This window comes from Stenotrophomonas sp. STEN056 (assembly GCF_056759635.1).
In genome coordinates this window covers 1-24,465 of the sequence record NZ_JBRRDL010000037.1, presented here as the reverse complement: position 1 = coordinate 24,465, position 24,465 = coordinate 1, and the positions used below count along the sequence as shown (strand labels likewise).

The window sequence follows — 24,465 nt, the reverse complement described above, 5'->3', positions numbered from 1 at the left end:
TACGCCTTCGGCGCAAGGGAGGGGGTGATCTTGCGCGCGCTGTCAGTTTGCAGCGAAAGCCGCTTCTGCTCCCCCGTGCGCGTAGCGACGGAAGGCTGCATGTTATTTCAGGTCGCAGCGAAAGCTATTTCTGCCCCCTCCCTTGCGCGAAGCGGAGGGGAGGGTTGGGGAGGGGTAGCTTTCATGGCACAGATAACAGCAACACCCTGCCCCGCTTCACCCATCAACCCGGCAACACCGCCGCCTCACGCGCCAATCGCTCAATCCCTGTCCAATCGCGCGCCTGCAACAGTTCGCGCGTGGTCAACCACGAGCCGCCCACGCACAGCACATTGGGCAGATGCAGGAACTGCGATGCGGTATGCGCGCTGATGCCGCCGGTTGGGCAGAAACGCACGTCACCGAACGGGCCGTTCCACGCCGACAACATCGCCGCGCCGCCAGCCTGCACCGCCGGGAAGAACTTGAACGTATCCAGCCCCTGTTCCAGGCCGCGGATCACGTCCGATGCCGTTGCCACGCCCGGCAGGAACGGCAGGTCCACGTCGCGCGCGGCCGCGTAAAGACGGTCGGTGGCGCCTGGCGACACCGCAAAGCGACCGCCCGCTGCCTTGAGCTGTTCCAGTTGTTTGGCATTGAGCACCGTGCCGGCGCCGACCACGGCGTCGGGCACCGCCTCGACCATCGCCTTGATCGCTTCCATCGCATTGGGCGTGCGCAGCGTTACTTCGATCACCGGCAAGCCGCCGCGCAGCAGCGCGTTGGCCACCTGCACCGCATCATCGATGGTGTCGGGAGTGAACACCGGAATCACCGGCGCCAGTTTGAGGATCGCGCGTACGCGAGGATCAGCGCCGGACATCGAATTTTCCTTCGCCCATCAGGGCCATCACGTCGGCCACGCCGACCGGGTTGAAATCACCGGGAATGGAATGCTTCAGGCAGCCTGCGGCCAGCCCGAAGCGAATGGTGGTGTCGGCGTCGAAGCCTTCGATCAGGCCATGCAGCACGCCGGCGGCAAACGCATCGCCGCCGCCGATGCGGTCAACGATGTCGGTCAGTTCTTCGGAGGGCGCAACCGCGCGGGTGCCGTCGCGGTCCAGCAGCATTGCGCCCAGCGAATGATGGCCCACGCTGTGTGCAACACGTTGCGTGCAGGCCATGTACTGCAGGCGTGGGAACGCAGCGAAGGCCATGGCGGCGGCCGCATCCACACGCGCCTGCGCATCGTCCTGGTCAAACGCGCCGCCCAGCACCACGCCGATGTCGCGGTAGTCGGCAAACACGATGTGCGCGCAGTCGAACAGGTCGCGCAGGATCGCCTTGGCATCGCCGCCCCAGCGTTCCCACAGCCTGGGCCGGAAGTTGCCGTCGAAGGACACCTTGATGCCCAGCGCGCAGGCCGCACGCGCTGCCGCCAACGTGGCCTGTGCCGCCTCCGGGCCCAGCGCCGGGCTCACACCGGACAGGTGCAGCCAATGCGCGCCGTGCAGCAGCGCGGGCCAGTCGTAGCTGTCGGCGCGGGCGTTGGCAAAGGCCGAGTCGGCGCGGTCATAGACCACCTCGCTGGGCCGGTGACCGGCGCCGGTGGTCAGGAAATACAGGCCCATGCGGCCATCAACGCGGCGCACGCGGCCGGTGTCCACGCCATGGCGGCGCAGTTCGCCGGTTACGGCAGCGCCCAGCGGGTTGTCGGCCACCACGCTGATCATCGCCACGTCGTGGCCAAAGTGCGCCAGCGACACGCCGACATTGGCCTCGGCACCGCCGGCATGCACATCAAGGGAAGGGCGCTGCAACAGCAGCTGGTTGCCGGGGGCGCCCAAGCGCAGCAGCAGTTCGCCAAAACAGACAATGCGGGTGGAACTCATCAGGACTCCTGCTCACCGTGGATCCGGCCGGCATGATGGCACGGCCGTTTGACTGACGGTCTACGGACCGGCGTTGACGCTCCCGCGCTTTGCGAGGGAGCAGGGCAGTGCGCAGATACATCGCTGCATGTGCATCAGCCGCCGGCCAGGTGCCAACGAAGAACGTCGGTTGAAAGCGGAACTATCGCTGCGTCTGCCGCATCACCACCGCCTGCGCCCAGCGTGCGGCGATGTTGGGTGCGGTGATGCACACCGCGGCATCGGTCACCGTGGTCACCGCGCGTTCCAGCAGCTGGATGTCGGCTTCATGCTGGCGCGCCACATGCGGGTCTTCAAAGAAAATCGCCCGTTGGCAACGCTGTTCCAGCACGCGGTCGGCGATCTGCGCATCGCCGCCCAGCGGGCCGCTCTGGAAGCGCTGTATCCATTCCTGCTCGCGCGGCCAGCCACGGCTCCAGGCCATCTCGTTTAAGCGCTGCCCGGTGGTGCCGGTGCCAATGCGCTGGGCGAACTGGGACAGCACATCAAAGTGCTCGGCAGCGAAGGCCAGCATTTGCGGCTTGCGTGCGTCATGCGCAATCAACGCCAGGGTCTGGTTGCCGAAGTCATTGAGGTCATCGGCACCTGCATCGGGGGCAAGACCGGCATGGATGCGCTCCATCTCGATCCAGTCACGCGCGGTGGCCACGGTGGAAATGAACGGCTTGCCGTGGATCACGCATTGCCGCTTGAGCGCGATGGCTTCGGGAAAGATGGACGACGGATCGACCGGATCAATGAAATAGATGGCGCCGTCGAGCGTGCGCTCGGGGGAACCCATGCCCACCACTTCGGCGACCAGCTTCATCAGGCCGCCTTCGCGGCCGTTGGGGTAGCGCTTGAGGGCAGGGTAGTCGGCCAGCGGCCCGGCACTGGCGATGGCATCGAAGGTGCGGCCCACCGCATGCAGTTCCACGCCAAGTTCGCGGATGCCAGCTTCGCAGGCACGCAGCCAACGGAACAGCGCAGCATCGGCGCTTTCGTGATGGAGACGGTTGGCGGCCAGGCCGATGCGCATCGTGATTCCCCTTGATTGGCGAAGTGGGAAGTTTAGTGGACGCACGGCGAAGAAGCGGTGCCAATCTCACCTGGAAAGCCGAATCGAAGTCATCCCCTCTCCCGTTTCAACGGGAGAGGGGTAGGGGTGAGGGCGCTCTTGGCGCTGTCTCGCACTTATCGCTTCAACAAAGCAACAATGCTTTCCGCCGCATCCCGCCCTTCAGCCACTGCGGTTACCACCAGGTCCGCGCCGCGCACGGCATCACCACCGGCAAACAATTTTGCGTTGTGGGTCTGGTAGGGCAGGCGCCCGCTGCCGCCGGCAATGATGCGGCCGTTGCCGGTGGCTTCCACGCCCTGCGACGAAAGCCATTCCGGCAACGTCGGTGAGAAACCAAAGGCGATGATCACCACGTCCGCTTCCAGCAGCGACTCGCTGCCTTCGATGGCCACGGCATTGCGGCGGCCATTGGCATCGGGCTCACCCAACCGGGTTTCCACCACGGTCACGCCGATCACTTCGTCATCGGCCCCGGCTTCAATCGCCAGCGGCTGGCGGTTGAACAGGAAGCGCACGCCTTCCTCGCGGGCGTTGGCCACTTCGCGCGCGGAGCCGGGCATGTTGGCTTCGTCGCGACGGTAGGCGCAGGTCACCTTGGCCGCGCCCAGGCGGATGGCGCTGCGCACGCAGTCCATGCCGGTGTCGCCGCCGCCCAGCACCACCACGCGCTTGCCGTTGAGGTCGGGCAGGGCAATCTGGTCTTCCCAGCCGGCAATCGGACGGCCGTGCGGATCGTTGCCGCCCACGATGCGGCTGTTCTGCACCAGGAATGGCAATGCCGGCAGCACGCCCTTCAAATCCTGGCCGATCAGCCCGCCGTCGGTATAGCGGTACGCGCCGGTGCCGAGGAACACCGCATCAAAGTCCAGCTGCAGTTGTTCGATGGTGATGTCACGGCCGATTTCCACGCCGAGCCGGAACTCCACGCCCATGCCTTCGAGGATTTCGCGGCGGCGGTCGATCACGCTTTTGTCCAGCTTGAAGCTGGGAATGCCGAACTGTAGCAGGCCACCAATCTGTTCGTAGCGGTCAAACACCACCGCCTGGACACCGGCGCGGGCCAGACGATCGGCACAGGCCAACCCGGCCGGGCCAGCGCCGACAATGGCGACGCGATGGCCGCTGGGCTGCACCGCATGCAGGTCCGGCTTCCAGCCGGTGGCCAGTGCGGTATCGACGATGTACTTCTCCACCGCGCCGATAGTGACCGCGCCGAATTCCTCCAGCGTGCAGCTGCCTTCGCACAGACGATCCTGCGGGCAGACGCGGCCGCACACTTCCGGCAGCGGGTTGGTTGAATGGCACAGCGTGGCTGCTTCGTGGATGCGATCTTCCTGCACCAGTTGCAGCCACTGCGGAATGGCGTTGTGCACCGGGCACTTCCAACTGCAGTACGGGTTGCCGCAATCCAGGCAACGGCCGGCCTGATACTGCGCATCGGCCTTGTCGAATTTGCCGTACAGCTCGCCCCAGTCGCCGGACGTGCGCAGTTCCACCGGAATGCGCTGCGGCATGGTGCGGGGGAGATCGAGGAACTGGAAGGCTTGCTTGCGGCTCATGGGGAACTCGTTGCGTCTGGGAGGCTCCCTTCTCCCGCAGGCGGGAGAAGGTGCCCCGAAGGGGCGGATGAGGGGGCTGCTTTCAAAGCGCCCTCACCCCGGCCTTCTCCCGCAGGCGGGAGAGGGGGAGATGCATCAGGCGGCGTTACGCAGCGCCGCAGCCAACGACTCAATGCTGGCGGCCTTGGGTTTGACCAGCCAGAACTTGCCGACGTAGTCGCGGAACTCGTCCAGGATCTGCTGCGCCCAGATGCTGCCGGTCAGTTCACGGTGACGGCCGATCAGGCTGTGCAGGTGCTGGCGGTAATTCTCGAAGCCCTCGGCGGAAATGCGGTGGATGTCGATCAGCTCGTGGTTGTAGCGGTCCACGAAATCGCGGTCGATATCCAGCACGTAAGCCAGGCCGCCGGTGAAGCCGGCACCGAAGTTCAGGCCGACCTTGCCGAGCACGGCGACGATGCCGTCGGTCATGTATTCGCAGCAGTGGTCGCCGGCGCCTTCAATCACCGCCAGCGCGCCGGAGTTGCGCACGCCGAAACGCTCGCCCGCGCGCCCCGCGGCAAACAACTCGCCGCCGGTGGCGCCATACAGACAGGTGTTGCCGATGATGGCGGTGTTGCGCGCCTCGAAGCGTGCACCGCGCGGCGGACGCACCACCAGGCGGCCGCCGGCCATGCCCTTGCCGACGTAATCGTTGGCTTCGCCTTCCACTTCCAGGTTCAAACCATCGACGTTGAACGCGCCCAGGCTCTGCCCGGCGGTGCCACGGAAGCGCAGGTTCAGCGGCGCATCGCTCATGCCGTGGTTGCCATGCGCCCGCGCGATGGTGCCGGACAGGCGCGTGCCAATCGAACGGTCGGTGTTGTGGATCAGGAAGCGGTGCTCGCCGCCGCGCTTGTGCGCGATGGCGTCGGCCAGCAGGTCGTCCATCTGCGTGGCCAGGCTGTCCGGTGACTGGTACAGGCGCTGTGCCGCGCAATGCGAACCTTCGTACCTGGCCGGCGCCAGCAGCCGCGACAGATCCACCTTGACGCCTTCGCGCGGGGAAACTTCCAGCTGCTCCAGCAGGTCGGTGCGGCCGACGATTTCATCCAGCGAGCGCGCGCCCAGGTACGACAGCCATTGCCGCACTTCCTCGGCCAGCAGCCGGAAGAAGTTTTCCACGCGCTCGGGCAGGCCGGTGAAATAGCCTTCGCGCAGGCGCTCGTCCTGGGTGGCCACGCCGGTGGCGCAGTTGTTGAGGTGGCAGATGCGCAGGTATTTGCAGCCCAGCACGATCATCGGGCCGGTGCCGAAGCCGAAGCTGTCCGCGCCCAGCAGCGCGGCCTTGATCACATCCAGCCCGGTCTTCAAACCACCGTCGGTCTGCAGCAGGGTGCGGCCGCGCAGGTCGTTGCCGATCAGTGCCTGGTGCGATTCGGCAACGCCCAGTTCCCACGGCACGCCGGCATAACGGATGGAGCTGATCGGCGAGGCGCCGGTGCCGCCGTCATGGCCGGACACGGTGATCAAATCGGCGCCGGCCTTCACCACGCCGGCGGCAATCGTGCCGACACCGGCATGTGACACCAGCTTCACCGACACCAGTGCATCCGGGTTGACCTGCTTCAGGTCATGGATCAGCTGCGCCAGGTCTTCGATGGAATAGATGTCGTGATGCGGCGGCGGCGAGATCAAGCCAATGCCGGGCTTTGCATAACGCAGGCGCGCGATCAGTTCATTGACCTTGTGGCCGGGCAACTGGCCGCCTTCGCCGGGCTTGGCGCCCTGCGCGACCTTGATCTGCAGCACTTCGGCATTGACCAGGTATTCGGCAGTGACGCCGAAACGACCCGACGCCACCTGCTTGATCTTGGAACGCTTGTCGGTGCAATAACGCACCGGGTCTTCGCCGCCTTCACCAGAGTTGGAACGGCCGCCGAGCCGGTTCATCGCAATGGCCAGCGCCTCATGCGCTTCCGGTGACAACGCGCCCAGCGAAATGGCGGCGGTGTCAAAGCGCTTGAACAAGGCTTCGGCCGGTTCCACCTGGTCCAGCGGTGTCGGCGTTGCGGCCGGCTTGAGCTGCAGCAGGTCGCGCAGCGCCGAGGTCGGGCGCGAATGCACGGCGTCCATGTACGTGCGCCAGTCTTCGGCCTTGCCGGTGCGCGCGGCGCGCTGCAGTGTCAGCACCACGTCCGGGTTGTACATGTGGTATTCGCCGCCATGCACGTACTTGAGCAGGCCGCCGGCTTCGGCCGGTGCCAGCTCGTTCCACGCACGCACGGTGAGTTCGCGCGCTTCGGTATCCAGCCGCGCCAGGTTGACGCCGCCGATGCGCGCGGTGGCATCCGGGAAGCACAGCTGCACCACGTCCGGATCCAGTCCGATGATCTCGAACAACTGTGCGCCGCGGTAGCTGGCCACGGTGCAGATGCCCATCTTGGAGATGATCTTGCTCAGGCCCTTGTAGATGCCCTTGCGGTAACTGCGACCAATCTGCGAAACCTCACCGCCCTTCTTCAGCTGCAGGATGCCGCGCCGGCCCATGTCGAACAGCGTCTGGTAGGCCAGGTATGGATACACCGCCGTGGCACCGAAGCCGAGCAGGCAGGCCATGTGATGCGCGTCGCGTGCGGTGCCGGTTTCAACAATCAGGTTGACGTCGCAACGCAGGCCCACTTTCGACAAGTGGTGATGCACCGCGCTGGTGGCCAGCAAGGCATGCACCATCGGCCGTTCCGGCACCGGGTAGCGGTCGGACAACAGCAGCATCACCACGCCGTCGCGTGCGGCCTGTTCGCACTGCGCGCAGATGCGCTCGATGCCGGCGGTGATGCCTTCTTCGATGCTGTAGGACAGGTCAATCAGCCGGTTGCGTGCAACGTACTGCTCCATCTTCAGCAGCTGCCGCAGCTTGCGCTGGCTGAGCACCGGCGAGTTGAGGATGACGTGGTTCACCGTCTCCGGGCCGGCGTGGAAGATATTGGTCTCCTTGCCGAGCTGGGTGCTCAGGGACATTGCGCATTCTTCGCGCAACGGATCAATCGGCGGATTGGTGACCTGCGCAAAGGCCTGGCGGAAGTAGTCGTACAGCGGCCGCGTGTTGCGGCTGAGCACGGCGATGGGCGTGTCGTCGCCCATCGAGCCGGTGGCTTCCTGGCCGGTCTCGGCCAGCGGGCGCAGTACTTGCTCCACTTCTTCGGAGGTGAGCTGGAACAGCTTGTGGTAACTGCGCAGGGTCGGCTCGTCGAACGGCTCCTCGGCCAGCGAGGGGTCGATCAATTCGGTCTGCAGGTAGGTCACGCCCTGGTGCAGCCACTGCTTGTATGGCGCGCGCGCACGGTTGATGCGGTCGATGGCGTCGGAGTCGAGCAGGTCGCCGCGCTTGAGGTCGATGGCCATCATCTGGCCCGGGCCGAGCTTGCCCTTGCGCACCACGCGCTCGGCCGGCACTTCCCACACGCCCGCTTCGGAGGCGACCAGGAAGTGGCGGTCGGAGGTCAGCATCCAGCGGGCCGGGCGCAGGCCGTTGCGGTCCAGCGTGCAGGCTGCATAGCGGCCATCGCAGGCAACGATGCCGGCCGGGCCATCCCACGGCTCGGTGTTCAGGCCGTAGAACTCGTAGAACGCGGCGAGGTCGGCATCCTTGAATTCCAGCGACTGCGTTGCCGGTGGCACCAGGATGCGCAGCGCCTGGATCAACTCCATGCCGCCGGCAACCATCAGCTCCAGCATGTTGTCCATGCTCTGCGAGTCGGAGCCGTGCATCGAAATCACCGGGTCGAATTCGCCGATATCGAACTTCGGCGTCTTCCACACCTTGCTGCGCGCCTGCGCCCAGTGGCGGTTGCCTTCGATGGTGTTGATCTCGCCGTTGTGGGCGAGCAGGCGGAACGGATGTGCCAGCGGCCAGCGCGGCATCGTGTTGGTGGAGAAGCGCTGGTGGAACACCACCACGGACGAGGCCAGCTCGTGGCGCTGCAGGTCCGGGAAGAACGTGCTCAGCTTGTCCGGCAGCACCATGCCCTTGTAGCTGATGGCGTCCGGGCTGAGCGTGGTGACGTAGTAATCGGCCACGTCGCGCAGCTGCTGTTCGCTGCGGCGGCGTGCCAGGAACAGCGCCAGTGCGAACTGCTCGGCGCTCTGGCTGGGGTCGGCATCGACGAACACCTGCTCGATCTTGGGCAGCGTGTCACGCGCCAGCTCACCGCAGACGCTGTCATCGGTGGGCACCTCACGCCAACCGCGCGGCTGGCAGCCGGCGTTACGCAGCTGCGCATCCAGTTCGTCGCGACAGCGCTGCGCGGCGTCGGCATCGTGTGGCAAAAACACCACGCCGGCGGCGAAATTGGGACCAATGCGGATGCCGGCTTCTTCGGCCAGCTGGCGCAGGAACACGGTGGGTTTGCGCAGCAGCAGGCCGCAGCCGTCGCCGGTCAGGCCGTCGGCGGCAACACCACCGCGGTGGGTCATGCGCGACAGCGCGGCGATGGCGGTATCCACCAACAGGCGGGAGGGTTGGTCATCGAGCTGCGCGACCATGCCAAAACCACAGGCGTCGCGTTCGTCTTGCGGGTCGTAGAGCCCTTGCGGTGTACCGGCGGCCATCTGTGCCTCGTAGCGATGTCAGGTGAGCGGCGACACTCATGCCCGCTCGCCTGACACGCCGTACACATCGGAGTGAGGCGCGCCGTACCGCATTGATCGGCTGGTCTGGGGAAAGGCCGGTGGTGGACGCCCTCACGGCGTGCTTTACCTGCACAAGCGCCCTCGCGCTCACCCAATGCACACGGTGTGCTCTGTCTGGAGCGCACCCTGAAGTCACCGGATGCGATCGACTAAATCACAGTTGTTGCACTGCCGCAATGCATCGTTTCTATCGCAACCAAAGCCTTGCGGGGCAAGGCTTTGGCTGCCGCCTGTTCAGCCGGGATCAGCCGCAGCGCAGGCCGGTGATGGTGCCCTTTTCATCGGTTTCGATGTTCAGGCGCTCGCCGTTGAACTCCATCGTGACGGCCTGGTTGGGCTTGAGCATGCGCACGTCATTGGCGCCGGAATCTTCCTTGGCCTGGGTCTGCAGCGTTTCGGTCCACGCCTGGCCAACCAGCCCCTGTACCTGGCTGGCGTCACAGCTGGCCGGCGGTGGCGGTGCCGCGGCGCCGTCTGGATCGGGTGTGGCCGCGGCAGTGGCGGCCTGTTGTGCCTTGTCCAGGGCTTCGTCCTGTTCTTCCGGGGCCGGGCCTGCGCAGGCGCCCAGTGCCAGCACCAGCGAAAGCGTGGCAATCAGGGCGGCGGGGCGGCGAAGGCCGCGCGTCGTCGTCGGAAACTGCATCGGTACTCCAGAACGTGTTGGATGATGCTGCAGCATATCGCCAAGCGGGCCGGCTGCGGCCGTTGCGATGGCGCTGCGTGCAGCAACTGTTCGGGACAATGCGTGCCGTCATCCGACGGACGAGGTACATGCGCGGGCCGTCGCGTTGCAGGCAGTGGCAGATGGGCGCATGCCAACGCCCGTCCTTTGCGAGCGGGGGATTGCAGCGATGCACGGCAGCGCCTGGCCCGCGTGCTCTCAAGCGTGTTCAGCCGCAATGGATCGCAGTGATGTTGTTGGTGCGGCCGACTTCAATGGTGAGCCGGCTGCCGCCGGTTGAAGCCGATGCCACATCGACCGAGTTGGCATGCCCGTTGCGCTGTTCCTGGCCACGGATGACGTTGACCTCCAGGCTGTCGCTGTCCACGCGTGCACGCTCGATGGTGCCCGGTGCGGCGGCCAGCCCGACGGCGCCACGGACCATGTCCGCATGGCATTGGCCGGAGATCACCCCGTCAATCGGCTGCACATCGGCGACGTAGGCGGAATTGCATGCCGACAACAACAGCGCGGCAGCAGGCAGTGCAAGCAGACGGTACATGGCGTACTCCGGGAGGTACGGGAACGAGCGCCCAGCATGGCGCGGCATCTGTATGCAGCGGATGAATCCGCTTGCTCGGCGTCAACAATGCGCATGTCCCGTGGCGCGCAACGCCCGCGGTCACCCGGGCCGTTTGCAGATTCGGGGCAGGCCACCGTGTTGGCGGATAATCGCGCATCCATCAATGCAGGATGTACCGATGCAGCAGGAAGGCTGTCGCGTTCTCGTACTGGGCGGTTACGGTCACTTCGGCGCGCGCATCGTGCGTGCGCTGGCCAGGACCCCGGGCATCACGGTCATTGCGGCCGGCCGCAATCCGGCGCATGCAGCAGCGCATCTGCCGGGTGTGGATCTGGCCGCCATTGAGCTGTGCCGGCTGGATACCACCGATCCGGATTTCACTGCGGCGCTGGCGGCCACAGGTGCGCATCTGGTCATTCATACCGCCGGGCCATTCCAGGGACAGGGCTTCGACGTTGCGCGTGCCTGCCTGCAGGCCGGCATGCATTACATCGACCTTGCCGACGGGCGTGATTTCGTCCGCGATTTCCCCGCGCAGGTGGATGCTGACGCACGCCATGCGCAGCGCAGTGCGATCAGCGGCGCCAGCACCCTGCCGGCGCTCTCCAGTGCGGTGGTGGATGCATTGCAGGGCCGGTTCGAGCAGTTGCACGCCATCGACATCGTCATTGCTCCGGCACAGGCCACGCCGCTGGGCATGGCCACCGTGCGCGCGGTGCTGTCGTATTGCGGGCAGGCGTTTGAGTGCTGGATCGACGGCCGTTGGCAGCGTGTGATCGGTTGGGGCAATCCGCAGCCGGTCCGCTTCGCACATATCGGCCCGCGCCTGGCCTCGCCGTGTGATGTGCCCGACCACGATCTGCTGATGCAGCGTTATCCGGGCGTGCACACGGTGCGCTTCCGCGCGGCGCTGGAACTGCCGTTTCTCTCGCGCTGCCTGGCTGCCATCGCAGGGCTGCGCCGTATCGGCCTGCCGTTGCCGATGAAGGCACTGGCGGGCGTGTTCGCACGTGCAGGCCGGTGCTTCGACCGCTTCGGCAGCGACCTGGGCGGCATGCGCGTGACCCTGCGCGGCGTACGCGATGGCCGGGAACAAACGGTGTACTGGGACCTCACCGCACCGATGCTGCACGGCCCGGAAATCCCCACCTTCGCCGCCGTGCTGCTGGCCCGCCGCTTTGCCCGGGGCGAGCCGCTGCCGGTGGGCGCATATGCGTGCGTTGGCCTGATCAGCCTTGCCGAGTTCGAGAGCGAGTTCGCGCGCTGGCAGATTGAAAGCGCGGTGTCCTGAGTACCTGCTTTCGGTAGCAGGGTGGCTCCGCATTGCCGGGCCTTGCCGATGCTGCCTGCGGGTCTTGCCCGGCAGGGTTTGGCACCGCTGCTGCAACCTGAAGCATTCAGCCTGGACGGAGAGGGGGTGTCTTCCAGGCTATTGACTACATTTGTAGTCATCCTTACGGTGACGACACATGTAGTCACTGGAGCGTGGCATGCGCCGCAAGACCGTCGGGGACCAGGAGCTGGCCCTGCTGCAGTACATCGGAGAGAACGAGCCCACCAGCGTGGGCGAGGTGGCAGCACGGTACGGCGAGTCGCGCGGGCTGGCCCGTTCGACGGTGCTGACGATGATGGAGCGCCTGCGCAGCAAGGGTTATCTGCAGCGTGCGGCGCATGAAGGCGTGTACCGCTACCACACCACCGCCGAGCAACAGGAGGTGGTGAACAGTGCGGTGGGCAGCTTCGTCGAGAAAACCCTGCAGGGTTCGATCTCGCCGTTCGTGGCCTGGATGTCGGAAAAAGCCGAGGTCAGCGACAACGAACTGGCCGAACTCGAAGCGCTGGTCAGCAAGCTGCAATCGCAGCGCCGGGAGGATTGAGTCATGGACAGCCTGCTCGAACTGCTGGGCAACCGCCTGCTCGCCACCAGCGTGCAGACCGCGGTGCTCACCGCGCTGGTCTGGGCCCTGTGCCGTTACGTGCGGCGCCTGCCGGCCAGCACCCAGTGTGGCCTGTGGTGGCTGGTGGCACTGCAGGCAGTGGTGGGCCTGTTCTGGGCCGCACCGCTGGAACTGCCGCTGCTGCCGGCGGCCGAATCGGTGACGCTGGTGCAGCAGGCCGGCGCGGCCGCGGCGCAGAACCACGCCGCGCCGCTGGTCGTGATGAAGCCACTGCCGGCGGACAGCGGCTGGTCGTGGCAGCAGGTGCTCATGCTGCTGTGGCAGGCCGGTGTGGTGGTGATGGCACTGCGTACCGCGCTGGCGTGGCATGCCAGTCGCACGCTGGTACGCAATGCGCAGCCGTGCAATGACCACAAACTCAAGGCCGCACTGCAGCTGGCGTCCGAAGCGCATGGCCTGCCGCGCGCGCCGCGGTTGATGCTGAGTACCGCCATCGACTCCCCGCAGCTCATCGGCCCATGGCGCCCGGTGTTGCTGCTGCCGGCGCGTGGCCTGCAGCGCATGGGCGATGACGACCTGGACATGGCCTTGACCCACGAACTGGTGCATCTGCAGCGGCATGACCTGTGGCTGGGCCTGGTGCCCGCGCTGGCGCAGCACCTGTTTTTCTTCAACCCACTGGTGCACATCGCCGCCCGCGAATACGCCATTGCCCGCGAAGCGGCGGTGGATGCGGCGGTGGTTGCCGGCGACCGCCATTGCCGCCAGCACTACGGGCGCCTGTTGTTGCAGCTGGGTGTTGCCCCTCGCCCGGGAGCGGGCCTGGCCAGCGCCTCGCCCACCTTCCTCAGCCTCAAGCGGAGACTGCTCATGTTGCAGAACACGTCGTCCTTTTCGCGTCTCGGTGCAGGCCTGATCCTGGCGGCCGTGGCCCTCGTCGGTGTGGTGCCGATGCGCCTGGTGGCCATGCCGGCCCCACCTGTGCCCCCCGCACCTCCTGCGCCGCCGGCCGCGGTGGCGGTACCGCCTGCCCCGCCGGCGCCAGCGGCCGCGAGCAAGGGCACACAGGTGTCGCGCACGGTGATCCACACCGATGGCAGCGAGATGCCGGCGCCACCGGCACCGCCGGCAGCTCCTCCTGCGCCGCCCGCGCCGGCCAAACCGATGAGCACGCAGGGCGTGATCCATCTCAGAAGCGATTCAAACGCTGACAGTTATGTACTGCTGAAGGGCGACCACAACTACATGGACGGCTCCATCGCCGACCTGCGCGAAGCCCAGCGTCTGGATGAGGGCAACGGCGTGATGCTGCTGCGCCGTGATGGCCGCCGTTACGTGGTCCGCGATGCCGCCACACTGGACCGCTTCCAGCAGATCCACGCCGAAACCCGCCGCCTGGGTGAGGCACAGGGCAAGCTGGGCGCCCAGCAGGGCAAGCTGGGTGAGCGTCAGGCCGAAATCGGTGGGCGCATGAGCGAGATCGGCGCCCGCATCGGTGCCATTGCCACACAGCGGGCACAGCTGGCGCTGTCCTCCAATGAGAGTGCCGAATCCATGCGCCGCATTGCCGAAGATGCGCGTCGCGAGGCGGAGAAGGCGCGCGCAGAAATGGACGACCCGGTCATGCGCGAGGAAATGCAGCAGTTGGCACGTCAGCAGGTCGAGCTGGGCAAACAGCAGGCCGAACTGGGCAAGCAACAGGCCGCCGCGAGCCAGCGGGCACGTCGCGAGGCAGAGCAGTTGATCGAGCGGGCGATCCGCGAGGGCGTGGCCGAGCCGCTTCGCGGGTGAAGGGCAGGGCTGCTGGCGTGCTTTAAAGCCCTGCTTTAAAGCCCCTCTCCCTTTACGGGAGAGGGGTTGGGGAGAGGGGCTTTAGAAGCTAGAAGCGAAAAACCTCTCCCCCTCTTCCGCCCTTCGGGCACCTGCATTCGGCACATCCATGTGCCTCACCCTTCGGGCGGCTTCGCCGTGCAACCCGGCAATCCTGCCGGGTTGTCGTCCCGCAAGGGGAGAAGGGAGAGGCCAAAGCAAAAGCAAAGCCCCAAAGCCCCAAAGCCCAAACCTCAGCGCACTTCCCCCAGCGCCAACACCGCCCGCTCATCCGCCTCGGCCTGCACCAGGCGCAGGAACAACTGCGCCAACGTCACCACGTCCTGGTGGTTGTGCTCACCGACACGGCGCAGGTTGCGCGCGCTGCCACCGCGCAGGTAGCTGAGCCACGCGGCCGGCGCCTCGGAACCGGGCAGGTCATCTTCGCGGGCGATCTGCAGCAGGTTGCGCTCGATGGTTGCCAGCCGGCAGTTCTCCCAGGTGCCGCGATACCGGCGGCGGGTGGGATACAGCAGGTCCACGTGATCCAGTGTCGAGATCGGATCACCACGCCGCGCCAGTCGATAGCGGGTCTTGAGCAGGGGCGCGTCGTAGCTGCGGCCGTTGTAGCTGGACAACACCGTGGCTGCCGACAGCCAACTGGAAAACACGTCCAGCATGGCGCTCTCCGCGCCCATCGTGGACATCAGCAGCTGACGCACGCGCAGGCCTTCGCCGCGCGCGCTGTCGCAGTACCAATCGGCCGCGCCGATCATGAAGGCACGGGTGCCCGTGCCACCGGCCAGGCCGGTGGTTTCGGTGTCGAAGAACAGCAGGTCGTGCACCTGTACGTGTTCTTCCGGGCGCTTGCTGAAAGCCAGCGACAGCGGCTGCGCGGGAATGGCCTGCGGCAGAAACGCCTCAATCAGATGCAGGCCCGGTGCAATTTCCACGCCGGGAAGTGCACGGTCGACCGGGCCGCTGCGCACGACGCGCGGTGCCGCAGCAACCGCACGGTTGCGTGAGGCCAGCAACCTGCGAAGTGCATCGCCGTCCTGTGTGCGACGTGCCGGTGTCGTCGGCTTGTGCTGGATGGCGTCCACCCAGCCAAACACCGATTCCTCCGGTGCCGGTAGGAGCGACCTCGGCCGCGAAGCTGACAATGCCTCCGCAGCTGGCGAAGAACGTGTTGCAGTTGCAGGCTCCGAATCGACATTCCCCTGTACCGGCTTCGCGGCCAAGGCCGCTCCTACGGGGGAATCGCCGGTTGCCGTGTGGCTGGGCTTTTCCGCATGGCCCGCCTGCTTGCGCAGCGCCTTCAGCTTGTCCAGGCTGATGCTCATGGCAGCAGGTCGAGTGCCTCATCAACCACGACGGCCTGTACCTGATCGCAACGCTCGGCCGACAACAGCGACAACACCCGCAAGGCCAGCGAGCGCGGGGTGATGCCATCGCCTTCCTCTTGCGCGGCCAACACCGGGCCGACACAGGCCGGGCAACCGGCGGTGCAGTCGCAGCGTTCGACCAGCTCCAACGCGCGCTGCACCAATTCGCCTTGGCGCTGCCACAACGGTTCACTCAGGCCGACGCCGCCGGGGAAGTTGTCGTACAGGTATACGGTGGGTACGAAGCTCTGCATCAGCTCCACCGCACCTTCGCTGCCTTCAGTACCGCGCAGTTGTCCGCGACCAGTTTGATCGGCCACCGCGAACCACGCGCCGTCGCCATTGCCCACTGCCTTCTGCAGGTCGCGCGCATCGGCCATTACCGCGACCGTGGCGACGATGTGCAACGCATAGGCGGCGCCGAGAAAGCCGTCGAGCGCGTCCTGCTTCTGCACGAAGCTGCGCAGCAAGGTGGCCTGCGGCAATTGCCACCACACCGCCGTGGTGTGCAGCTCCTGATCGGGTAGATTGACTGGGCCGTAGCCGATGTTCTCGTGCGTGTAGTAACGGATTTTCTTGTAGCCGGCCACGCGCCGCACCACATGCACTTCACCGTGATGCGAATCGCCACGGCCGGCGCCGTTGCCGTCGAAACGGTCCAGCACCTTGAGCTTGGTGTAGTCGATGCTGTCGGTGTAATAGTCCACATGCGTGCGGGTGACATAGGCCTTGCGGCCCTCCCAATCCAAACGCTCCACCTGGTACGGCGTGCTCTGCACCATGTGGATGGCGCCTTCGTACAGGGTGAGCGCGGCGGCGGAATAATCCACCTCGGCGATGATCTTCTGCTTGCCGTCGCTGCGGTCCACCACCACGAAGTTGCCATCCGCCACTGCACGCAGGCTCACCGCGTTGGCCGGGTAGCTGTCGGCAATCCATTCCCAGCGGTCGCCTTCCTGGTGGATCACCTCGGTCTCAGCCAGCGCCTGCAGGAACACCAGCGGGTCAATCGGCCCGAACGGTTCACCACTCATGAACGGCAACTCGAAGGCGGCGCAGCGGATGTGGTCGAACAGGATCAGCGGTTGATCCGGCGAAATGCGCGCGTGCTCGGGCGTGGCATTGGCGAAGAAATCCGGATGCCGCACCACGTACTGGTCCAGCGGCTGGCTGCTGGCCACCATCACGCCCAGTGCGGCCTGCTGGCGGCGGCCGGCACGACCAAAGCGCTGCCACGTCGCCGCAACGCTGCCCGGGTAACCGTTGAGGATCACCACGTCCAGCGCGCCGATATCCACGCCCAGCTCCAAGGCGGAGGTACTGACGATGCCGTCGATGTCGCCCGCGCGCATGGCCCGCTCCACCTCGCGGCGCTCGGTCGGCAGATAGCCGCCGCGGTACGCGCGGATGCGCGCCGGCTTGCGCGGGTCGTTGTCGAAAATGTCCTTCAGGTATTTGGTCAGCACTTCCACCATCAAGCGTGTCTGCGCAAACACCAGCGTTTTCAAACCACTCTTGATCGCGATGCGGGCAATGCGGTTGGCCTGTGAACGCGCCGACGCGCGCAGGCCAAGATCCGGGTTGATGACCGGCGGATTCCACAGCAGCACATGCTTGGGCCCGGTGGGTGCGCCACTTTCGGTGATGGCATGCACGCGTTCTTCCACCAGCGCTTCGGCATGCGCATGCGGGTTGCCGATGGTGGCCGAGCACAGGATGAACTGCGGTTGCACGCCATAGAACGCGCAGATGCGCTTGAGCCGGCGGATCACATTGGTGACGTGGCTGCCGAACACGCCGCGATAGGTGTGGATCTCATCAATCACCACATAGCGCAGGTTCTCGAAGAACTGCGCCCACTTGGTGTGATGCGGCAGGATGGCCTGGTGCAGCATGTCCGGGTTGCTGACCACGATGTCGCCATGCAGGCGAATCGCCTGCCGCGCATCGCCGGGCGTATCGCCGTCGAAGGTGAACGCCTTGACGCCCAGGTCACCGGCGCGGTTGAGCTCCAGCAGCTCGGCCACCTGGTCCTGCGCCAGCGCCTTGGTCGGGAACAGGTACAAGGCCTTGGCATTGCCCTGCATCGCCGCGCTCACCACCGGCAGCGTGTAGCACAGCGACTTGCCCGAAGCGGTGGGGGTGACGATGGCAACGTGCTCGCCGCGCTGGGTGGCAGCCCAAGCGTCGGCCTGGTGCGAGTACAGCTGCTCGATACCGCGTGCCTTCAGGGCGGCTTTCAGCGCATCAGGGACGTCATCGGGAATCGGCGCGTAACTGCCTTCGCGGCCGGGGAGGGTGAAGCTGCCGGTGACCCGGTCCTTGTAGCGCCGCGCCAGGCGCTGGCCGAGCAGCGAGCCGTCACGCGAGGGCAGGCCATCGGTGGTTGCCAGCGCCCGTTCGCTGGCTTCGGTGCGGGGAGCGAGGGAGAACGCCATGCACGCAACTGCCGATCAAAGGAGGGCATGGAAGCACAAACGGGTCTCAGCCTGTGAGACAGGTATGCGGCTGTCGGCTGAACGTGGACGCTGCTGCAACGAAATCTGAAGCCGGTGTCCGTAAGCTTCGCCAGGTACACGAGGCGAAGGTGGCAATGGTGATGGTGCGTGGATGGCAGGGAGCAATGATGGCCGGCATGATGCTGGCCGGCACGGTGCAGGCACAGCAGGCTGCGCCGGCACAACCGCAGCAGGTCGCCGCCGATGCGCAGGCCGATGCGGCGCAGGACGCATTCCCGCCACCGGCCCAGGCCGAGGGCAACGTCACCACCCTGGGCGAAGTACGCGCGCTCAAGCCCGAAGACGACGAACCGCTGGACCTGTACCGCTTCAAGAACCCGGTCGAGCCCGCGCCCAACCGTTTCAGCAAATCCTGGAGCGAGCCGCCCTCGCCGGAGCAGGTCAGCATGAGCGGCGGCTACTTGTTCATGGGCATCAATTACGGGCTGATGGCCGCCGCCAAGGGCCTGCACAAGCTCAGCAACGGCCGTGACCAGATCCAGTCGGCCGTTGCCCGGCCACCGCCGGAACTGACCGAGCAGCAGCAACGCCGCGCCGACGCGTACTGCGAAGCGGGCGACTGCGCAGCTCAGGAGCGCTGAGCGGCAAGGCGGTCTAAAGCCCCTCTCCCGCAAGCGGGAGAGGGGTTGGGGTGCGGGCAGGCTCCCGCCAAGCAAACCCCCAAACAGCAAAATGCAGATCAACCCCGCGCGCCCAAACGTTTAAAGTACGCGCCATGATCAAACAACAGATTCCCGGCGGCCTGCTGATCGCCATCGAAGGCATTGATGGCGCCGGCAAGACCACCCTTGCCCATTCGCTGGCCCGTCTCCTCGAGAACGCGGGTGCCAAGGTCGTGCTGGGCAAGGAGCCGACCAACGGCCCGTGGGGCACGCGCCTGCGCCAGTCCGCCGCCACCGGCCGCCTGAGCCCGGAGCAGGAGGTCGAATTCCTGCTGCACGACCGCCGCCAGCATGTGGAAGAGGTGATCCAGCCGGCGCTTGCGCGTGGCGAGGTGGTGATCCTGGACCGTTACTTCCCGTCGATGGTGGCCTACCAGGGCGCCGCCGGCCTGCCGCTGGACGAGCTGCTGCACGCCAACGACTTCGCCCCGCGCCCGCACCTGCTGTTGCTGTTGGACCTGGCACCGGAGCAGGGGCTGGAGCGCATCCGCGCCCGCGGCGACAAGCCCAATCATTTTGAAACCGCGCAGAACCTGGAACGCTGCCGGGTGATCTTCCAGCAGCTGGAACTGCCGAACAAACGCGTCATCGATGCCAGCCAGAGCGAAGCCGACGTGCTGCGTGATGCCCTGGCCGCCATCGCCGAGCTGTAGGCAGAACCGGGGTCAGAGTCGCGTTTCGGCAGCGGCCGCGACTACGCGGAGACCCCGGCCAGCACCGCGTACATCACCACGAACACCACCAGGAAAAAGTAGATGCTGCCGATGAACAGGTAACGCGGCAGCGTCACCCACCAGCGCCCGCCGTACACGCGCTGCTGCATCCACAGCAGGTAGACCGGCATGGCCATCCACAGCACCACGTAGATGCCGTCGGCAATGACGTTCACCACCGGGTTGCCGATGGCGCCGATGGCGCCGGTGATGCCGATCGTGACGAATGTCGCCAGCAGCACCAGCATCAGCCAGGCATGGCTGTACAGCGCCACCACCAGGTGTTCCAGGTAGCCGATGCCGCGCCCGACGTAGGCCACGCGCAGCACCAGTGCAAACAGCGGCATCAGGAAGAACAGCGCGCCGGGCAGGGCGGTGAGAATGGCCTGGATGTACAGGTCGGTTTTGCCGCCCATGCGTTCGATGTTGGCGTTGCTGTTGGCCAGGCGACGGTTGAGCCAGTTGTTGGCGAAGGTTGGCAGGCTGGAGAACACCAACGGGTTGGTTTCCGCGTCCCATGGCTTGCCGCCGATCTGGTAGTCGAAGAAGGTGCCGTGCCGCCCGGCCGCGCGCGTTGCAGCCTGCGAGGCACGGCTCATGGCCGATTCGGTCGTGGATGTTGCCGGGGCCTGTTGCTTGAGTTCGGCCGTGCGCTGCGCCGCGGCGGTGTTCACCGCGGCCATGGCCATGGCGAAAGCCGCCGCCGCGGTGGGCGAGTCCTTCTGTTGGCGCGTGATCTCCGCTTCCTGCGCGGCACGCAGCGTTTCCACTTCCTCCACGGTCTTTGCCGTGGAGTAGATCGAGGTGCCGCCATTGCCCACGCTGAAGTCGTTGACGTGCAGGGTCAGCTTGCCGACGAAGAAGGTGAACAGGGTGAGGATCACGAACAACCGCAGCGGCTGCACGTAACCCACGCGCTGGCCCTTGAGGAAGTTGGCCGCGACCTTGCCCGGCACCAGCAGGTCACGCAGCGTGCGGAAGATGCGCCCGTCCAGATGCCAGAACGACTCGAACACCTCCTCGATCGCATGTCCGACATGCTTGAGCGGATTGTGCGAGGACTGCCCGCAGGCATGGCAGTAGTGGCCCTGCAGCGTGGTGCGGCAGTTCTCGCAGTTGCCGTGCGCCTGCGGTGGCGCTTCCTCGGTGACAGCGTGTTGCGCGATAACGGGCAAAGCGTCGGTCTGGCTCATGTGCTGACGGCAGGCGGCTGACGGAAGCCGCTTACGATAGCGGCGTTTGCCAATGGTGTTCAGTCTCAGGTCTCAAAGTGGAGGCTGAAGACTGTGTCTTTCTTCCATCTGTGGAGGGAGGCAAGGCGGCTTTCAGCGCCGCGCCTTCCGGTGCCACAACGCATTGACGATCACCCAGCGCCCGTCGAAACGGCCCATCTGCAGGTGGTCGATGAACCACGGGCTCTCCACGCGCACCGTGGCGATGTCCTCGTCCACCGCCAGCACGGTGATCGTCCGTTGCCATTGCGCACGCGGCGTCTTCAGCGCGCCCTCGCGGGTATAGCGGATCAGCTCATCGGAGCTCATCCGGCCCAGGCCCAGCGTTTCATTCGGGTTGGCGACCAGGTTGCGCTTGGCCAGATCCGGATGCAGCGCGCGCGTCACGCGTGCCACATCGCCTTCCAGTTGCCCGTCCATGTAGTCATGGGCGGTGGCTTCAACGGCCTTCAATGTGGCCGTATCCGGCGGTGTGGCGCCGGCCGTGCCGGCCAGCAACAGGCCCGCCAACATCCACCCGCGCATCGCTCGCATCGCCATGGTCCGTACCTGCCTTGAAGGTGCCGCCAGCGTGCCAGTGGCGTACCTGCCGACCATGTGCCGTCGGTCATTGCATTGGCGCGGCGGCAACGCTGGAAGCGGGCACCGGACATGCCGTACCGTGGGCCGCACCCCATCAGGACGCTGTTCGCCCATGGAATCCATTTCGCCAACACCGCAGCGCCCGTACTGGCTGGGCCTGATGTCGCTGTTGATGCCGCTGCTGACGTTGCTGGTGGGCTTCATCGCGGTATCGGTGGTCCATGGTGGCCTGGAAAAGCTCGCCACCGGGCTGGGTATCGTCATCGGCGGTGGCGTGATTGGCACCTGCCTGGGTATCGCCTCGCGCTGGCGCAAGGAAAGCCGCGAATGGATGGGTTACGTCGGCATGCTCATCAACGGTGTGCCGGTGGTGATGCTGTTTCTTCCCTAGACATCGAACGGCTTCGCCTGCCCTCCGCTCCACATCACGAAAAGGGGAGGGCGCAAGCGAAAGCAGTGGCGGCAGGGTCTTGTTTCTGAAATTGGCTGGTTATCCGGCTCAACCGCCAACCGCCGCCTTCAACTCGGCCAGCTGCTGCTGCAACTCGGCGACCGTGGCTTCCAACTGCTGCACGCGGGCTTCCAGCGCACTGTTGCCCGCCGCGCCTGCGGCAGCCGGTGCCGACTTGTAGGTTTCGGCCAGGGCTTCCATGTCCAGCGGGCCGCACATCAGGTGCATGTAGCGGTCTTCACGCTGGCCGCTGGCACGCGGCAGCTGCACGACCAGGCCGCGCTGCTGCAGGCGTTCGAGCTGGTGGCGCAGGTCGGCGGCATCGGCAAACCGGGCCATGCGCTCGCTGCGGGTGCCCAGTTCGCCAGCGGTCTGCGGGCCGCGCAGCAGCAGCAGGCCAAGCAGGGCCACCTGCTGGCGTGGCAGGTCAAGCTTGACGCCGGCCAGGTGCTCATAGCGCTCGGCGCGCGAGGAGAAATGCTGGCGCGCCAGGCCCAGGTTTTCCAGCTGGCGCAGCGCGTGCTGCACCTTGCCGGCATCCAGGTTCATCACCGGCTCGCGGGCGGTCTTCTGGTTGGCAGCGACCTGGGTGGCGTTGACGGTGAGCGGGTAGGCGTCCGGCGTGGTGGCTTCCTTTTCGATCAGGCAACCCAGCGCGCGTGCCTGGGCGGCGTCGAGAATGGGGAAGGTAGGGGCTTGCTGGCTGTCGTCGGTCATCGTCGCTGTTCCGTCACGCGGGGGCGCAAGGATAGCCGAGGGCAGAAACCGGGGTCAGAGCCGGTTTTGGACCAACCCGACGTTGACCCCGGTTTTTTCCTGTTCGGGGCGGCCCGGGTGGGGAGTCGGTAAACTTGCCGGGTTCTGGAAGATTCCCGGTAGTTCCCATGTCCCGATTCCCTGCCTTCACTTTGCTGGCTGGCGCCCTGTTGTCGCTGGCCGCCTGCACGTCGACGGGCTCGCTGCAGCAGCCGGCCACGCCGGCCGCCCCTGCCGCGGTCGATGCCGCCCTTGGTCCCAACGACAACCTCAATGCCGTGCTGTGGGTGCAGCGTTCGCAGGAATACCGCGCCAGCGCCTTGCAGACCTGGGCGCTGGCCGCCACGCAGCTGGATCGCGCACTCGCCGACCCGACCTGGACCGCCTTGCTGCCCGAGGAAGGCGGCAACCACCAGTCCGGCAAGTTGAAGCCGGCCGTGGTGGTGGATGTGGACGAAACCGTGCTGGACAACGCGCCCTACCAGGCACGCCTGGTGCGTGATGGCAGCAGCTACAACGACGCCACCTGGGCCGCCTGGGTGGACGAGCAGAAGGCCGAGCCGGTGCCCGGTGCCGTGCATTTCGCGCAGCTGGCCGCGTCCAAGGGCGTGACCATGATCTACATCAGCAACCGCACTGCGGCGATGAAGGACGTGACCATCGCCAACCTGCGCAAGGTGGGTTTCCCGGTGGCCGATGACAGCGTTTACCTCGGCCTGGGCACGCCGGTGCCGGGTTGCACCGAGGTGGGCAGCGAGAAGGGTTGCCGCCGCCAGCTGGTGGCGCAGCAGTACCGCGTGCTGATGCAGGTGGGCGACCAGTTCACCGATTTCCTGCAGGTCGAAGACAACACCCTGGCCACGCGCGATGCCCTGCTGGACAAGTACCAGGGCTGGATCGGCTCGCGCTGGTGGATCCTGCCCAACCCCACGTATGGCGGCTGGGAAGGTGCGTCGTTCAACAACGCCTGGTCGCTGCCGGCTGACAAGCGCAACGCGGCCAAGCGTGATGCGCTGGAGGTGGCCCGATGAGCCGTGCCCCGCTGCCGCTGCGCAATGACGAAAAGCTGATCTTTGCCCTGGATGTGCCGGGCAAGGCGCAGGCCATCGAATGGGTGGAGCGCATGGGCGATGCTGTGTCGTTCTACAAGATCGGCATGGAGCTGCTGGCCTCCGGCGAATACTTCGACGTGCTGGATGAACTGGCCAAACGCGACAAGCGCGTGTTTGTTGACCTGAAGTTCTTCGACATTCCCGCCACGATCGCAGGCGTTATCCGCCGTTTGTCGCAGTGGCCGGTGAGCTACTGCACTATCCATGGCTGGCACCCGGCGATGATGGAAGCCGCTGCCACCGCCAACAACTCGGACATGCGCCTGCTGGCGGTGACCGTGCTGACCTCGATGGGGCGCCCGGATCTGGCGCAGATGGGCATCGACCGCGAGCCGGTGGACGTGGTGGTCGAGCGCGCGCTGGCCGCCCAGCGTGCCGGCATTGATGGCGTCATCGCCTCCGGCCAGGAAGCCGCACCGATCCGCGCGGCCACCGGCGCCGGTTTCTCCATCGTCTGCCCGGGCATCCGCCCCGGCGGCCCGGTGGGTGATGACCAGCAGCGCACGGTCGGCGTTGCCGAAGCGTTTGCCGATGGCGCCGACGCCATCGTGGTGGGCCGGCCGATCCGCCTGGCCGCCGATCCGCGTGCTGCGGCGCTATTGATTCAAAAGGAAATCTCGGATTCATTTCAATGAAATCAATAACTTGAATTATTGTTTATCAAGTGTTGCTTTAACTGAATCCGGCGCGTAGGCTACGACCCGTCCGGCACTGCCGGCGATGCGTCACACATGTCTACCGGCTTTGCGCCGGCTTGAGGAGGTCTGCCACCGGCAACGGGGCGGCCTCTTTTTTTTTAAGCCGGGAATGGGGAATAGGGATTGGGGCTTGGGGGGTGGACCCGGGAATGGGGACTCGGGGGTGGGGGGTGGGGAGGCGGCACCGCCCCACCCGCCCCGCCC

General features: G+C 66.1%; 20 protein-coding genes. 8 read left to right on the top strand and 12 right to left on the bottom strand.

The genetic code is table 11. The annotated features are described in order from the left end of the window. Positions 1 to 223 precede the first annotated feature (223 nt). The 7 genes from eda to ACVOLO_RS15680 form a co-directional block, all read right to left on the bottom strand. Positions 224 to 862 (bottom strand): bifunctional 4-hydroxy-2-oxoglutarate aldolase/2-dehydro-3-deoxy-phosphogluconate aldolase, encoded by a 639-nt coding sequence (gene eda, locus ACVOLO_RS15710; protein WP_481571257.1) that lies wholly within the window; start codon positions 860 to 862, stop codon positions 224 to 226. After that, positions 849 to 1,871, bottom strand: a complete 1,023-nt coding sequence (locus ACVOLO_RS15705) for a sugar kinase (RefSeq protein WP_481571256.1) — start codon at positions 1,869 to 1,871, stop codon at positions 849 to 851. Before ACVOLO_RS15705 ends, eda begins: the two co-directional genes overlap by 14 nt. Positions 1,872 to 2,052: 181 nt before the next feature. Next, on the bottom strand, positions 2,053 to 2,928 hold the full coding sequence (locus tag ACVOLO_RS15700; protein ID WP_481571255.1) for a methylglyoxal synthase: 876 nt from the start codon (positions 2,926 to 2,928) through the stop codon (positions 2,053 to 2,055). Between the two features lie 155 nt (positions 2,929 to 3,083). Next, positions 3,084 to 4,529 (bottom strand): FAD-dependent oxidoreductase, encoded by a 1,446-nt coding sequence (locus tag ACVOLO_RS15695; protein ID WP_481571254.1) that lies wholly within the window; start codon positions 4,527 to 4,529, stop codon positions 3,084 to 3,086. 135 nt (positions 4,530 to 4,664) lie between these two features. Further along, a complete protein-coding gene (gene gltB / locus ACVOLO_RS15690) occupies positions 4,665 to 9,119 on the bottom strand; it encodes a glutamate synthase large subunit (protein WP_481571253.1) in 4,455 nt (1,484 codons plus the stop codon). Positions 9,120 to 9,444: 325 nt separating this feature from the next. Then, complete coding sequence (locus ACVOLO_RS15685; protein ID WP_481571252.1) at positions 9,445 to 9,843, bottom strand: I78 family peptidase inhibitor; 399 nt, start codon at positions 9,841 to 9,843, stop codon at positions 9,445 to 9,447. Positions 9,844 to 10,090: 247 nt separating this feature from the next. Continuing rightward, positions 10,091 to 10,423, bottom strand: a complete 333-nt coding sequence (locus ACVOLO_RS15680) for a hypothetical protein (protein ID WP_481571251.1) — start codon at positions 10,421 to 10,423, stop codon at positions 10,091 to 10,093. 184 nt (positions 10,424 to 10,607) lie between these two features. On the opposite strand from ACVOLO_RS15680, the gene ACVOLO_RS15675 reads away from it, so the two are divergent. The 3 genes from ACVOLO_RS15675 (at position 10,608) to ACVOLO_RS15665 (ending at position 14,133) form a co-directional block, all read left to right on the top strand. Further along, the gene (locus ACVOLO_RS15675) at positions 10,608 to 11,735 is read left to right on the top strand and encodes a saccharopine dehydrogenase family protein (RefSeq protein ID WP_481571250.1); all 1,128 of its coding nucleotides are present in this window, start codon (positions 10,608 to 10,610) and stop codon (positions 11,733 to 11,735) included. 199 nt (positions 11,736 to 11,934) lie between these two features. After that, the gene (locus tag ACVOLO_RS15670; protein WP_481571249.1) at positions 11,935 to 12,321 is read left to right on the top strand and encodes a BlaI/MecI/CopY family transcriptional regulator; all 387 of its coding nucleotides are present in this window, start codon (positions 11,935 to 11,937) and stop codon (positions 12,319 to 12,321) included. A gap of 3 nt (positions 12,322 to 12,324) precedes the next feature. Further along, positions 12,325 to 14,133 (top strand): M56 family metallopeptidase, encoded by a 1,809-nt coding sequence (locus ACVOLO_RS15665; protein ID WP_481571248.1) that lies wholly within the window; start codon positions 12,325 to 12,327, stop codon positions 14,131 to 14,133. Between the two features lie 272 nt (positions 14,134 to 14,405). Here the strand turns inward: ACVOLO_RS15665 and ACVOLO_RS15660 are convergent, their stop codons facing one another. Together ACVOLO_RS15660 and ACVOLO_RS15655 are read right to left on the bottom strand one after the other, a co-directional pair. Beyond that, positions 14,406 to 15,494 (bottom strand): ribonuclease H-like domain-containing protein, encoded by a 1,089-nt coding sequence (locus ACVOLO_RS15660; protein WP_481571247.1) that lies wholly within the window; start codon positions 15,492 to 15,494, stop codon positions 14,406 to 14,408. Then, on the bottom strand, positions 15,491 to 17,974 hold the full coding sequence (locus tag ACVOLO_RS15655; RefSeq protein ID WP_481571246.1) for a DEAD/DEAH box helicase: 2,484 nt from the start codon (positions 17,972 to 17,974) through the stop codon (positions 15,491 to 15,493). The genes ACVOLO_RS15660 and ACVOLO_RS15655 overlap by 4 nt, the downstream gene beginning before the upstream one ends. A gap of 161 nt (positions 17,975 to 18,135) precedes the next feature. On the opposite strand from ACVOLO_RS15655, the gene ACVOLO_RS15650 reads away from it, so the two are divergent. Continuing rightward, positions 18,136 to 18,636, top strand: a complete 501-nt coding sequence (locus ACVOLO_RS15650; RefSeq protein ID WP_481571245.1) for a hypothetical protein — start codon at positions 18,136 to 18,138, stop codon at positions 18,634 to 18,636. 134 nt (positions 18,637 to 18,770) lie between these two features. Further along, positions 18,771 to 19,370, top strand: a complete 600-nt coding sequence (gene tmk / locus ACVOLO_RS15645) for a dTMP kinase (RefSeq protein ID WP_481571244.1) — start codon at positions 18,771 to 18,773, stop codon at positions 19,368 to 19,370. Between the two features lie 41 nt (positions 19,371 to 19,411). On the opposite strand, the gene ACVOLO_RS15640 is transcribed toward tmk, so the two are convergent. Together ACVOLO_RS15640 and ACVOLO_RS15635 are read right to left on the bottom strand one after the other, a co-directional pair. Continuing rightward, positions 19,412 to 20,623: a DUF3667 domain-containing protein gene (locus tag ACVOLO_RS15640; RefSeq protein WP_481571243.1), complete on the bottom strand. Its 1,212-nt coding sequence runs from the start codon at positions 20,621 to 20,623 to the stop codon at positions 19,412 to 19,414. A gap of 132 nt (positions 20,624 to 20,755) precedes the next feature. Further along, complete coding sequence (locus tag ACVOLO_RS15635; protein WP_481571242.1) at positions 20,756 to 21,202, bottom strand: nuclear transport factor 2 family protein; 447 nt, start codon at positions 21,200 to 21,202, stop codon at positions 20,756 to 20,758. 154 nt (positions 21,203 to 21,356) lie between these two features. Between ACVOLO_RS15635 and ACVOLO_RS15630 the strand changes: the two genes are divergently transcribed. Beyond that, positions 21,357 to 21,635: a hypothetical protein gene (locus tag ACVOLO_RS15630; RefSeq protein WP_481571241.1), complete on the top strand. Its 279-nt coding sequence runs from the start codon at positions 21,357 to 21,359 to the stop codon at positions 21,633 to 21,635. A 108-nt stretch (positions 21,636 to 21,743) separates the two neighbouring features. Here the strand turns inward: ACVOLO_RS15630 and ACVOLO_RS15625 are convergent, their stop codons facing one another. Further along, the gene (locus ACVOLO_RS15625; protein WP_481571240.1) at positions 21,744 to 22,412 is read right to left on the bottom strand and encodes a YceH family protein; all 669 of its coding nucleotides are present in this window, start codon (positions 22,410 to 22,412) and stop codon (positions 21,744 to 21,746) included. Between the two features lie 167 nt (positions 22,413 to 22,579). Between ACVOLO_RS15625 and ACVOLO_RS15620 the strand changes: the two genes are divergently transcribed. Both ACVOLO_RS15620 and pyrF read left to right on the top strand, forming a co-directional pair. Continuing rightward, positions 22,580 to 23,482, top strand: coding sequence for a 5'-nucleotidase, lipoprotein e(P4) family (locus tag ACVOLO_RS15620; protein WP_481571239.1), 903 nt, complete (start codon positions 22,580 to 22,582; stop codon positions 23,480 to 23,482). After that, positions 23,479 to 24,198 (top strand): orotidine-5'-phosphate decarboxylase, encoded by a 720-nt coding sequence (gene pyrF / locus ACVOLO_RS15615; RefSeq protein WP_481571238.1) that lies wholly within the window; start codon positions 23,479 to 23,481, stop codon positions 24,196 to 24,198. The genes ACVOLO_RS15620 and pyrF overlap by 4 nt, the downstream gene beginning before the upstream one ends. The last annotated feature ends 267 nt before the right edge of the window (positions 24,199 to 24,465 follow it).

What these genes read in the sequence shown, in the direction of transcription:
- ACVOLO_RS15620 (WP_481571239.1), top strand. Translation starts at nt 22,580, where the DNA reads ATGTCCCGATTCCCTGCCTTCACTTTGCTGGCTGGCGCCCTGTTGTCG.
- ACVOLO_RS15670 (WP_481571249.1), top strand. Translation starts at nt 11,935, where the DNA reads ATGCGCCGCAAGACCGTCGGGGACCAGGAGCTGGCCCTGCTGCAGTAC.
- ACVOLO_RS15680 (WP_481571251.1), bottom strand. Translation starts at nt 10,423, where the DNA reads ATGTACCGTCTGCTTGCACTGCCTGCTGCCGCGCTGTTGTTGTCGGCA.
- ACVOLO_RS15635 (WP_481571242.1), bottom strand. Translation starts at nt 21,202, where the DNA reads ATGGCGATGCGAGCGATGCGCGGGTGGATGTTGGCGGGCCTGTTGCTG.
- ACVOLO_RS15705 (WP_481571256.1), bottom strand. Translation starts at nt 1,871, where the DNA reads ATGAGTTCCACCCGCATTGTCTGTTTTGGCGAACTGCTGCTGCGCTTG.
- ACVOLO_RS15675 (WP_481571250.1), top strand. Translation starts at nt 10,608, where the DNA reads ATGCAGGATGTACCGATGCAGCAGGAAGGCTGTCGCGTTCTCGTACTG.
- ACVOLO_RS15640 (WP_481571243.1), bottom strand. Translation starts at nt 20,623, where the DNA reads ATGAGCCAGACCGACGCTTTGCCCGTTATCGCGCAACACGCTGTCACC.
- pyrF (WP_481571238.1), top strand. Translation starts at nt 23,479, where the DNA reads ATGAGCCGTGCCCCGCTGCCGCTGCGCAATGACGAAAAGCTGATCTTT.
- ACVOLO_RS15655 (WP_481571246.1), bottom strand. Translation starts at nt 17,974, where the DNA reads ATGGCGTTCTCCCTCGCTCCCCGCACCGAAGCCAGCGAACGGGCGCTG.
- ACVOLO_RS15650 (WP_481571245.1), top strand. Translation starts at nt 18,136, where the DNA reads ATGGTGCGTGGATGGCAGGGAGCAATGATGGCCGGCATGATGCTGGCC.
- ACVOLO_RS15665 (WP_481571248.1), top strand. Translation starts at nt 12,325, where the DNA reads ATGGACAGCCTGCTCGAACTGCTGGGCAACCGCCTGCTCGCCACCAGC.
- ACVOLO_RS15660 (WP_481571247.1), bottom strand. Translation starts at nt 15,494, where the DNA reads ATGAGCATCAGCCTGGACAAGCTGAAGGCGCTGCGCAAGCAGGCGGGC.
- ACVOLO_RS15625 (WP_481571240.1), bottom strand. Translation starts at nt 22,412, where the DNA reads ATGACCGACGACAGCCAGCAAGCCCCTACCTTCCCCATTCTCGACGCC.
- gltB (WP_481571253.1), bottom strand. Translation starts at nt 9,119, where the DNA reads ATGGCCGCCGGTACACCGCAAGGGCTCTACGACCCGCAAGACGAACGC.
- ACVOLO_RS15630 (WP_481571241.1), top strand. Translation starts at nt 21,357, where the DNA reads ATGGAATCCATTTCGCCAACACCGCAGCGCCCGTACTGGCTGGGCCTG.
- eda (WP_481571257.1), bottom strand. Translation starts at nt 862, where the DNA reads ATGTCCGGCGCTGATCCTCGCGTACGCGCGATCCTCAAACTGGCGCCG.
- ACVOLO_RS15700 (WP_481571255.1), bottom strand. Translation starts at nt 2,928, where the DNA reads ATGCGCATCGGCCTGGCCGCCAACCGTCTCCATCACGAAAGCGCCGAT.
- tmk (WP_481571244.1), top strand. Translation starts at nt 18,771, where the DNA reads ATGATCAAACAACAGATTCCCGGCGGCCTGCTGATCGCCATCGAAGGC.
- ACVOLO_RS15685 (WP_481571252.1), bottom strand. Translation starts at nt 9,843, where the DNA reads ATGCAGTTTCCGACGACGACGCGCGGCCTTCGCCGCCCCGCCGCCCTG.
- ACVOLO_RS15695 (WP_481571254.1), bottom strand. Translation starts at nt 4,529, where the DNA reads ATGAGCCGCAAGCAAGCCTTCCAGTTCCTCGATCTCCCCCGCACCATG.